Source organism: Polynucleobacter sp. 39-46-10, assembly GCF_002282275.1.
The window spans coordinates 1-9,908 of the sequence record NZ_NCJB01000107.1 but is presented as its reverse complement, the minus strand read 5'-3'; the positions used below and the strand labels follow the sequence as shown (position 1 = coordinate 9,908).

Annotated in this window: 11 protein-coding genes and 1 pseudogene; 2 read left to right on the top strand and 10 right to left on the bottom strand. The window is 45.7% G+C overall.

The window, feature by feature from the left end:
- From B7X71_RS09690 to B7X71_RS09655, 8 genes and pseudogenes are all read right to left on the bottom strand, one after another.
- A pseudogene (locus tag B7X71_RS09690) lies at positions 1-433 on the bottom strand (bifunctional aminodeoxychorismate synthase component I/aminodeoxychorismate lyase); the annotation flags it as partial.
- A 35-nt stretch (positions 434-468) separates the two neighbouring features.
- The gene (locus B7X71_RS09685; protein WP_293596910.1) at positions 469-1,044 is read right to left on the bottom strand and encodes a peptidylprolyl isomerase; all 576 of its coding nucleotides are present in this window, start codon (positions 1,042-1,044) and stop codon (positions 469-471) included.
- A gap of 52 nt (positions 1,045-1,096) precedes the next feature.
- Positions 1,097-1,738, bottom strand: a complete 642-nt coding sequence (locus B7X71_RS09680; RefSeq protein WP_293596909.1) for a DsbA family protein — start codon at positions 1,736-1,738, stop codon at positions 1,097-1,099.
- Complete coding sequence (locus tag B7X71_RS09675) at positions 1,735-3,003, bottom strand: replication-associated recombination protein A (protein WP_293600608.1); 1,269 nt, start codon at positions 3,001-3,003, stop codon at positions 1,735-1,737. Before B7X71_RS09675 ends, B7X71_RS09680 begins: the two co-directional genes overlap by 4 nt.
- A 10-nt stretch (positions 3,004-3,013) precedes the next feature.
- Positions 3,014-3,493: a DUF3429 domain-containing protein gene (locus B7X71_RS09670; protein ID WP_293596907.1), complete on the bottom strand. Its 480-nt coding sequence runs from the start codon at positions 3,491-3,493 to the stop codon at positions 3,014-3,016.
- Positions 3,494-3,535: 42 nt separating this feature from the next.
- Positions 3,536-4,390, bottom strand: coding sequence for a 3-hydroxybutyryl-CoA dehydrogenase (locus B7X71_RS09665; protein WP_293596906.1), 855 nt, complete (start codon positions 4,388-4,390; stop codon positions 3,536-3,538).
- 1 nt (position 4,391) lies between these two features.
- A complete protein-coding gene (locus B7X71_RS09660) occupies positions 4,392-5,099 on the bottom strand; it encodes a glutathione binding-like protein (protein ID WP_293596935.1) in 708 nt (235 codons plus the stop codon).
- Between the two features lie 29 nt (positions 5,100-5,128).
- Positions 5,129-6,340 carry a methionine aminotransferase gene (locus tag B7X71_RS09655; protein WP_293596905.1) on the bottom strand — a complete coding sequence of 404 codons (1,212 nt, stop codon included), beginning with the start codon at positions 6,338-6,340 and terminating at the stop codon, positions 5,129-5,131.
- 68 nt (positions 6,341-6,408) lie between these two features.
- Here B7X71_RS09655 and yaaA point away from each other — a divergent pair, with 68 nt between their 5' ends.
- Together yaaA and B7X71_RS09645 are read left to right on the top strand one after the other, a co-directional pair.
- Positions 6,409-7,185 (top strand): peroxide stress protein YaaA, encoded by a 777-nt coding sequence (gene yaaA, locus B7X71_RS09650; RefSeq protein ID WP_293596904.1) that lies wholly within the window; start codon positions 6,409-6,411, stop codon positions 7,183-7,185.
- 11 nt (positions 7,186-7,196) lie between these two features.
- Positions 7,197-8,408, top strand: a complete 1,212-nt coding sequence (locus B7X71_RS09645) for a DUF2863 family protein (protein WP_293596903.1) — start codon at positions 7,197-7,199, stop codon at positions 8,406-8,408.
- Positions 8,409-8,491: 83 nt separating this feature from the next.
- Here the strand turns inward: B7X71_RS09645 and B7X71_RS09640 are convergent, their stop codons facing one another.
- Positions 8,492-8,866: a hypothetical protein gene (locus B7X71_RS09640; RefSeq protein ID WP_293596902.1), complete on the bottom strand. Its 375-nt coding sequence runs from the start codon at positions 8,864-8,866 to the stop codon at positions 8,492-8,494.
- 12 nt (positions 8,867-8,878) lie between these two features.
- Entirely contained in the window at positions 8,879-9,868 is a 990-nt protein-coding gene (locus B7X71_RS09635) for a malate dehydrogenase (protein WP_293596901.1), read from the bottom strand.
- Positions 9,869-9,908 lie beyond the last annotated feature (40 nt).

Below are 9,908 nucleotides of genomic sequence, written 5' to 3'. Positions count from 1 at the left end.
ACTCCTGAATAATTTCAATATCGGAGGTGAACTGCTCTTCATCAATGGAAAAATTCAGGCTAGCAACACCTGAGATTTGAGAATCAGGCTCTAGGGCAGCGATTCTATTTCGAATAAACTTATCAACATCCTCTTTGCTCAAGCTCTCATAGGATTTAAAAGACCAAGCCTGCACGAGGGGATGAAGTTTCATTTCCTCGGCTGGCCGCCGCTCAATCTGATGAATGTATAGACCCAATTCATAAGCAAATGCCGCGACAACATATTCGCCGCGGGCCAATGCCATATTAATACTTTTCAGGCATTCATCTACCGCAGCAATCGTTTCTGAGGACTTTGTCTGAGGGTAGATGGTCCAGCACTGCAGCACCTTTTCATAAAGACGGCTACTTGGCGCAGCATGACTGCTTTGTGCATCATCAAGCAATATCATGCTGGCGACCGTTCGAGTCTAAATACAGTTTGAAATTACTTTAAAACAGTAGCCGACTCAATTGTGACGGTCTTACTAGGCACGTCGGACATACGACCCATCTTTGGTGCTGATGCAATCATAGTGGGAATTTTGCGAATGGCATCAATGGTTTGAGTACCAAAAATCACTTTACCAAATACGGTATATCCATTACCCATCGCGTTTGGATAATTCAAACCTTCATTGTCTTTAACGTTAATAAAGAACTGGGCCGTTGCTGAATCCGGGTCAGAAGTGCGCGCCATGGCAATGGTGTAAGTCTGATTCTTGAGACCATTTTGAGCTTCTGAAACTACCGGTGCATTAGTTGGCTTTTGATTCAAGTCAGAAGTAAAACCTCCACCTTGAATCATGAAGCCATCAATCACACGGTGAAAAATTGTGCCGTTATAAAAACCACTATTTACGTAGTTTAAAAAGTTTGCAGTGGTTTTTGGCGCCTTGACTGAATCTAACTCAACAACAAAGCTACCCATGGTGGTTTTGAATTCCACTTTTGGGCTGGCAAAGCTTGCGGCGCTAGCAATTAAGCTAGAAACCATAAATAGGAAGGCGATAATTTTGCGCATAGTGGAGATCCTTAAAAATTGCATAAAAAAAGAGTAGATATGATTGTATTGCTCAAAGACCAGAAGGTACTTGGCCTGCATAGCGATAAGCCGCTTCTTCGAACATATCTGGCCTATCAAGATAATCCAAGACCCAGTCAATAGTGTCCACACCCCAAAAAGCATGGCCATTGATGACTAGGGTAGGCACTCCAAATGCGCCATCTGCTTTTGCACTTTGAGTATTGCTAACGAGCTTTGCTTTTATTTCTGGCGCATCTGGTTTTTGCGTATCTAATGCTAAGCCTAAGTATTGGCAAAATTCTGACCAAGATGAATTGGGGTCTTTACCCTCAACCCAAACATACTCAAAGGCACGCTCAACCATTTCCCATTGGGCATTTTCCTGAACTAGTAATCGTTGTGCTGCAACGGTGAGAAAGGGATGGTGCTCTGGAAAGCGAAACGGTAGGCCTAACTTTTCAGCGAGCCATACACAGTATTGATAGGTGTGAGGGCGCTTAGCTTCAACCTCACCAGGACCACGGTTATCAGTTGCACGAAAAAGTCCGCCCAACAAGATTGGTACAGGCTGAATATCTACACGCTGTTCAAGACGATGACGTTGCTTGATATAAAAATACGAAAATGGAGAAATAATGTCGTAATAAAACGTCCCTTTGATCGTCTTTGTGTCAGTCTGATCTTGTGTCACTTTTTGTTTGATTCCAAATCTAACTTACGCAAGAAAGCCATCTTTTCAGCAATCTGACTCTCAAGTCCCCTATCAACAGGCTCATACCAATGTGGCTCTGCCATTCCTTCGGGCAAGTAAGACTCTCCAGCAGCATAGGCATGAGGCTCATCATGCGCATAACGATATTCTTTGCCGTGGCCTAACTCTTTCATGAGTTTGGTGGGGGCGTTGCGCAAATGATTTGGGACTGGTTTGCTCTGATCATTGGCAACATAGGCTCTTGCTGCGTTATACGCCTTATAGCTTGCATTGCTTTTAGCGGCGATCGCCAAGTACACGACAGCTTGTCCAAGGGCTAACTCGCCCTCTGGTGAGCCAAGTCGCTCAAAGGTTTGCGCAGCATCATTTGCCAACTGCATTGCTCTAGGATCGGCAAGACCGGGGTCTGCACCGCCATCCAACATCCTGCAAAACCAATACAAGGCTGCATCTGTATTCGAGCCGCGAACTGATTTGTGTAGCGCAGAGATTTGATCATAGAAGTGGTCACCACCTTTATCAAATCGGCGAGCTTGAACTGTCAAAGCGTTCTCAATGAACTGCTGATCTACTTTCTGGATCTGAGAGTTTGGTGTTGTGACGGCATTACGCACTTGCTCAACTAAGTTTAGTAATCGCCTAGCATCGCCATCTGCATGAGCAATCAGGCTATCAATGGCTGCTGATTCAAACTCAAGACCAAGCATTGCATATTCGTGAGCTCGATCAAACAATTGTCTAAGCTCTAAGTTACTCAATGATTTCAGCACATAGACTTGAGCGCGTGAGAGTAGGGCTGAGTTCACCTCAAATGAGGGGTTTTCAGTGGTGGCGCCAATAAAGGTGAACAGGCCGGACTCAACATGGGGTAACAAAGCATCTTGTTGGCTTTTATTAAAGCGATGAATCTCATCTACAAACAGAATGGTTTGTCGACCATATTGAGACATGCTTTGCTGTGCTTGCTCAATAGCTTCGCGAATTTCTTTTACTCCGGCAAGAACGGCTGATATCGCTATAAATTCTCGATCAAAAGCCTTTGCTGAAAGTCTCGCTAGGGTGGTCTTGCCAACCCCTGGCGGACCCCAAAGAATCATCGAATGGGGCTTACCCGAGGCAAAAGCAAAATTGAGTGGTTTACCTGCGGCTAGAAGATGTGCTTGCCCAATGACTTCTTCAATACTTTTTGGGCGCAAGGCTTCCGCTAAGGGTGGTGGAGGCGCTTGATCAAATAAATTGCCCATGGGTAATGAATTAGTTTTGTACAAACAAAATAACGAGAGCTGCCCAAACTAAGCATCCAGCAGAAACGATCGTAAGTCGATTGCGCATAGTCATGAATGCACTGAATGTATCTTCGCTGGAAAAATAGTACTGGTAAGTTTCTTTATCGATATTGCGTTGGATAACCAATGCTGATGCCAAAATGACCAAGCCTACTGGGATGTAAATATGTAATGCAACCCAGGCCACCAAGGCTGGTATCACACCCCAAATCCATGCATTGCGATCCTCCCAACGGTCTCCCGGAGGTGCTTTACCTAATGTGTGTAAGTTGGCGCCCCAATGTAATGCACCCATGAATGCAGTAATTACTGCACCGTAACCAGCCAGCGATTCAGCGCTTAAATAATTGAGTGGAGTTGGTGCTAGCTGCACCATTAAGGCTAAGCCAACAAAAGGAATCAGGCCGGCATAAGCTAATTTACGAACTAGGGGTGGTAATGGGTTCACAAAAACTTCTTTAATTGGGTTGATAGACGATGGATTGGAAAATTACTGATCGTAGGTGTAGACGCCGCGCCCAGTTTTGCGACCAAGGTAGCCAGCAGCAACCATCTCGCGAAGGAGTGGGCAAGGGCGATACTTCGAGTCACTGAAGTTCTCAAAATAGACTTCCATAACCGCTAGGCATGTATCAAGACCGATGAGGTCAGCTAAAGCCAATGGGCCAATGGGCTGGTTGCAGCCCAATTTCATGCCAGCATCAATATCCTCAGGGCTAGCCAGGCCTTCGTAAAGAACAAAGAAGGCTTCATTAATCATTGGCAGCAAAATACGGTTCACCACAAAACCAGGAGAGTTCTTAACGGTGATGGGCTCTTTACCAATACGCTTAGCCATTTCAATAATGGCGGCGTGGGTTGCGTCGGAGGTTTGCAAACCTCGAATGACTTCAACCAATGCCATCATTGGTGGTGGATTGAAAAAATGCATGCCAATAAACCGGCTTGGATTGGAGTCTAAGGCGGCTAGCTTCGTGATGGAGAGCGAAGAGGTATTCGTGGCAATAATGGTTTCTTTGCTGACAATCTCATCGACCTGCTTCAAAATCTTTTCTTTAATAGCTTGATTTTCGGTAGCAGCTTCAATGACTAATTGCAGCCCCCTGAAGTCATCATAGGAGGTGCTAGCTTTAATGCGCTTGAGTGCGGCATTTTTACCTTCAGTCGTTAGAGTTTCTTTTTTAACTAGGCGATCAAGGCTCTTGCTAATCTGACTTAAGCCACGTTCAACAGCGGCATCACTGATATCAACCATGACGACATCGAGACCGGCTACCGCACAGACTTGCGCAATACCGTTTCCCATCGTGCCTGCACCAATCACTCCGATTGATTGAATCTTCATGCTATTTCCTTTTTTGATACTGTGATGAACCAAATAATTGCTCTCTTGCTTTGTCATCATGCAAGGGCTTACGTAATGCAGTTAATACTTCAACGCCGCGTTTTACGGCAGGGCGTTCACCAATCATTTCAAACCAGCGTTTGAAATGCGGAAACTCATTGATATCGATGCCTTGGTTCTTCCAGTTTCGTGCCCAAGGAAAAATAGCGATATCAGCGATGGAGTAACTTTTTCCAGCAATGTAAGGATTATCTGTCAGTTGTCGATCGATCACCCCATATAGGCGCTTAGCTTCATTAGTGTAGCGAGTGATTGCATAGTCAATTTTTTCTGGAGCATAGAGTCTAAAGTGATGGTTTTGCCCTAAAAGCGGGCCTAGGCCACCCATCTGAAACATCAGCCATTGCAATACTTCATATTTACCCCGGGGAGATTTGGGCAAAAACTTCCCTGTTTTGGCTGCCAGGTAAAGGAGGATTGCACCGGACTCGAAGAGATGGATGGGTTTGCCATCAGGACCATTGGGATCGGTAATTGCTGGAATCTTGTTGTTTGGGCTAATCGCCAAGAACTCAGCCTTGAATTGATCGCCAGCCCCAATGTCAATTGGATGGGCAGTCCAATCTTTACCCAATTGATACCCACACTCTTCAAGCATGATGTGGACCTTATGGCCATTTGGAGTTGGCCAGCTGTAAACATCAATAATATTTTTATTGGGTTTGCTTGTTGCCATGATCAATCCTCTGATAGTGTTTGTAAGCGCTCTAAAGCTGCTGAAAGCGTTTCTTCTTTTTTAGCAAAGCAAAAACGGATGACGCCTGAGTCAACCGGATGAGTGTAGAAGGCAGATACCGGAATGGCAGCCACACCAATTTCGGTAGTCAGCCAAGAGCAAAAATCGGCTTCGTTCATTTTTGCTTGGGCTATGTTCAGCTTGGTGTAATTGATACACTGAAAATAGGTCGCCGGTGCTGGCAATAACTTGAAGCCAGTTTGCTTCAGGCCCTCACTAAAGTAATCCCGCTTAGCTTGATAAAAGGATGCCAGTCCAAGGTAGTGGTCTGCATTCTTGAGATATTGGGCTAAGCCATATTGCATCGGGGTATTCACTGTAAATACGTTGAACTGATGCACTTTGCGAAACTCTTGCATCATCGTTGCAGGCGCCGCCACATAACCCAGCTTCCAGCCGGTCACATGATAGGTTTTACCAAAACTGGATATCAAAAAGCTGCGCGCTGCTAATTCAGTATGGCTTGCAATGCTGGCATGATGCTGTCCGTCAAACACCATATGCTCGTAGACTTCATCGCTCAAGATGAGGGCATTAGTGTTCCTCACTAAATTTGCCAATCGATCCAGATCCGTCTTTTGCCAAATCATCCCGGTTGGATTGTGGGGTGTATTAATGATGATGAGTCGTGTTTTTGGATTGATTGCCTTAGTCAAATTATCCCAGGGGATCGAATATGAATCGACACATTCTTGCTCATCGCGATTAGCAATTAAAGATACCGCAATCGCTCTACCGCCAGCCAATTCAATTGAGGGGCGATAACTGTCGTAGGCTGGTTCAATGATGACAACTTCATCACCTGGACTGACGCATGACAGTATGGCCGTCATGATTCCTTGAGTGCCACCAGCGGTAATTGTGATCTCCGTATCAGGGTCGTAGTTATGGCTATACAAAGTAGCAATTTTCTGTGCAATACCTTGGCGTAACTCTTTAATTCCTGTCATTGGTGGATATTGATTGTGATCGGCAAGCATTGCTGCATTGACGTGAGAAATGAGTTCTCGATCACAGGGGAAGTCCGGAAAGCCTTGACCCAAGTTAATGGCCTGGTGCTTTGAGGCAAGCGCCGACATGACTGTGAATACCGTTGTCCCCACCGCGGGTAGGCGACTTGGAAAAACTGGTGGCTGAACGGAGTTTTGGCTCATGAAAGGGGTTTAGGGCAAATAGCTTGGGTAGTCGCTAGAATGGTAGAAATTCATACTCAAATTGTGCCATGTTGATCGTCCTTTCACCCGCTAAATCCTTAGATTACAAAACACCTGCAAAGGTTAAGACGCCTACATTGCCGGAGTTTGTCTCGGAATCGGCTAAGTTGATCGCTGATCTGAAGAAACTTTCCCCTCAGGAAGTCGCTAATCTAATGGGTTTATCAGATCAGTTAGCCGTGCTGAACATGGGGCGTTACCGCGATTGGTCCAAGAAATTTACAGAAGAAAACAGCAAGCCAGCGATTTATGCCTTTGATGGCGATGTCTATGATGGGTTTGATGTGCAGACACTGGATGCTAAGGCGATTGCGTTTGCCCAAGATCATGTTCGGATTCTGTCCGGCCTATATGGTGCTTTGCGCCCACTAGATTTAATGCAGCCTTATCGCCTAGAGATGGGTACTTCGTTCAAAAATGCCCGAGGTAAAGATTTGTATGCATTTTGGGGTGAGCGCGTGACCGATTCATTGAAAAAGATTCTGGGGCAACAAAAGAAGCCCGTCCTCCTCAATTTAGCCTCTGAAGAGTATTTCAAGGTGCTGCAAGCGAAGAGCTTAGATTGCCCAGTCATCTCTCCAGTTTTTCAAGATGGCAAGGATGGTAAGTACAAAATCATTTCCTTCTATGCCAAGCGAGCTAGGGGCTTAATGGCGCGTTATGTGGTTGAGAATCGTATTACTGATCCAGTAGATTTGAAGGGCTTTAATTTGGATGGTTACAAATATGTTGCCTCTGAATCCAAGCCAGAGAAGCCCTTGTTTAGACGTCCCGAAAGAAAGTAGGAGAGTGCATCATGGCAGTTCATCGCACTAAATCCTCGCAGCGCGCTTCCCCAGATGTGGAGCGCTTGGTAGCAGATGCTATTTCTTTGGCTGCCTCCGGCAGTCATACTGAAGATCAGTTTTGGGAAGAGCGCTTAAATGTCCGCTTAATGCGTCTTCTCAAAAGTCAGAATCAAAATGTGATTGATGCTGCACTAGATCAAACGTTTCGAATTAATACCGTAGCTTTCGAGGTACTTGCTGATTGTGCTGAGACGCTAGCTGAATCCTTGGCAATGGAGCATGAAGGTCAAAATTGGGATGTATTGTTATTGGCTTTGCCAATCGTTGCGCATACCCGCTATCAAATTCCTTCAGGCGTACTCCCAGTGAAGGTTATTGAATCTACTGCCGCTGCATTGCATAGTTCAATTGCCTCCACAGATGCGCGCTTAGCGATTGTTCCTTGGCTCTATAGCATTGACCAAATGCCACATTCGCATTGCCAAACACGATTGCTGACTGAGGCTTTGGCTGCCGCTGCTATAACTGCAAGCGAGGTTAAGTTAGAGCTGCGCGAGATGTCAGAGACGATTGCCGTACTGGCTGATCCACGCTTCATCATTGCAGCTGTTGCTGCGCCTTCAGGATCACCGCTGTTCCGCTGGCAGGCCGAAGCCCCAACGCGGCAAGAGCGCGGGGTGAGCTTGATTGGTTGGCAAAATACTATGCAAGAACCCGTTGCCGCACTCTTACCCGGTTGCGAATTTGAGCTTCTATTGCCAGAAGCATATTTTACAAACTGTCGGTTAGCTGATAAGCAAGTGCGCCCATTAAGTATTCGAGCTGCAGTCAATTATCTTGAAAGTACTCTTGGTGTGTTGCCCGCTGCTTTGTCCTGTGTAGTAGGAGCATTCGGTGAAGATCAGGCCGATGAGTATCGAATCTCGTTTAGCTTAAAAGGCTCATCTGAAGTGGTTTATGGTGTCATTTGGCCGCTGTACGATCGTGAGAGCGTTGCCAATGATTCTCTAAATGATTTGTCTGATGATGAAAGCCCAATGAAGCGGATTGCTGACGCACTTCGCGATGCAGGGGTTGAGGATGTTTTCCGCCATGCAATGTTGTTTGATCCTGAGCTTTGTGATGACTGTGGAGCGCCACTGTTCCCGGATCGTTCTGGTGACGCTGTTCATGCAGAGTTACCCGATGACGCACCAACACAGCAACCGTTATTTCACTAAGACAAGCCCTATTCTTTAAATGCGCAAGATATTAATAAAAGAGCCGAGGAATTCTCGGCTCTTTTATTTTGAAGCAGTTGCATTTAGTTCTGCGTAAATGGTTCAGCGTCAGCAAATAAGTGAGGAAGCTTGCCTGTCTTCATTTCTGCGGTTTGGCAGAGGTCAGCAAGACGAGTTCCGGATTTAATGTTGAAAAGCATTGCCTTATTACCCAAGACTACAAGATCGTGTCCAGTATTGGTGTTCTTGTAACGCAGGCTACCTGGCAAAGAATTTTCACGCTTCAAATCAAAAGTCTTAGATTCCCAAGTAAGGCGAATCTTTTCTAATGTTCCTGAAGTTTTGAATTGCTTGCTGTCGCTACAAGTCCAAGCAGTTACTTCTTCATTAGCAAAGGCGGATACTGAACCTATGAGGCCAGCTGTTGCTAAGCTAACGATGAGAAGAGATTTCTTCATATGTATAAATCCTTATGAGAGGAGATGCTTAACGCCAGCTTGCTCTTCAAGCAATTCGTTCAGAGTGTGGTTCATGCGTTCACGTGAGAACTCATCAATTTCTAAACCTTCAACCATCTTGTATTCGCCGTTTTCGCAAACTACTGGGTAGCCATAAATGACTTCAGCAGGAATGCCGTACTCACCCTTAGATGGAATACCCATGGTGACCCACTTACCATTTGTGCCAAGAACCCAGTCACGAATATGATCGATCGCTGCATTAGCTGCAGAGGCTGCAGAAGAGAGGCCGCGTGCATCAATAATGGCAGCGCCACGTTTGCCAACTGTAGGAATGAATGTGTCTTTATTCCAAGTTGGATCATTGATACTGTCTTTTACAGACTTGCCATCAATCGTTGCAAAGCGATAGTCTGGGTACATGGTTGGGCTGTGGTTACCCCAAACAACTAATTTCTCGATGTCGGCAACGGGCTTGTTCAGCTTGTTGGCTAATTGTGAGAGTGCACGGTTGTGATCCAAGCGCAACATTGCTGTGAAATTCTTCGCAGGAATATCTGGAGCAGATTTCATGGCGATATAAGCATTGGTATTTGCTGGGTTGCCAACAACCAATACCTTCACAGTCTTCTTGGCCACAGCATTCAATGCCTTGCCTTGAGCTGTGAAAATCTGTGCGTTAGCTGATAGCAAATCTTTGCGCTCCATGCCTGGGCCACGTGGACGTGCGCCAACCAACAAAGCAACATCAATATCCTTAAATGCTGTCATTGGATCAGAGTGGGCTGTCATTCCGGCTAGCAATGGGAAAGCACAATCTTCTAATTCCATCATGACACCTGTGAGGGCCTTTTGCGCTTTTTCATCTGGAATTTCTAGCAACTGGAGGATTACTGGCTGATCTTTGCCTAATAAGTCGCCATTGGCGATGCGAAAGAGTAGTGAATAACCGATTTGACCGGCTGCACCGGTGACTGCAACACGCATTGGGGCTTTTGCCATTACTAATAACTCCAGTTGAGGTTAATTAATGAAATCTTTT